1 protein-coding gene is annotated in these 704 nt (G+C 68.3%); it reads left to right on the forward strand.

Annotation, left to right across the window (positions count from 1 at the left end; genetic code table 11):
- The coding region (locus JCM9942_RS17405; RefSeq protein WP_256202433.1) for an AAA family ATPase at window positions 1-704 on the forward strand (704 nt) is incomplete at both ends.

The following is a 704-nucleotide window of genomic DNA, read 5'->3' on the forward strand; positions in this document are numbered from 1 at the left end:
CGGGCCACGCCGGGCTGATCGAGCGCGTCGAACGCATCCGCGAGGCGGTCGGCCAGGCCTTCATCGGCCAGGCCGATGTGCTCGACCAGATCCTGATCGCGCTGCTGGCCGGCGGCCATGTGCTGATCGAAGGCGTGCCGGGACTGGGCAAGACGCTGCTGGTACGCGCGTTGGCGCAGGCGCTGGAGCTGGATTACGCGCGCGTGCAGTTCACCCCGGACCTGATGCCCAGCGACGTCAGCGGCCATGCGGTCTACGACCCGAAGACCGAGAGCTTCAAGATCCGCCGCGGCCCGGTGTTCACCAACCTGCTGCTGGCCGACGAGATCAACCGCGCCCCGGCCAAGACCCAGTCGGCGCTGCTGGAAGTGATGCAGGAAGGCCAGGTGACGATCGAAGGCCGCGGCTTCGCGCTGAGCCCGCCGTTTTTGACCCTGGCCACGCAGAACCCGGTCGAGCAGGAGGGCACCTACCCGTTGCCCGAAGCGCAGCTGGACCGTTTCCTGCTCAAGGTGCTGATCGACTACCCGCAGCTGGAGGACGAGAAGCAGATGGTGCAGGCCATCACCACCGGCCGCACCGCCAGCGACTTCAACCTGGCGCAGGTGCCGCGCGTGCTCAGTGGCGCCGATGTGGTGGCGCTGCAGAAGGCGGTGGCGGCGATCACCGTCGATCCGCAGGTGGTGGACTACGCGGTGCGCATC

The organism is Stenotrophomonas pictorum JCM 9942 (genome assembly GCF_001310775.1).
Taxonomy (GTDB): domain Bacteria; phylum Pseudomonadota; class Gammaproteobacteria; order Xanthomonadales; family Xanthomonadaceae; genus Stenotrophomonas; species Stenotrophomonas pictorum.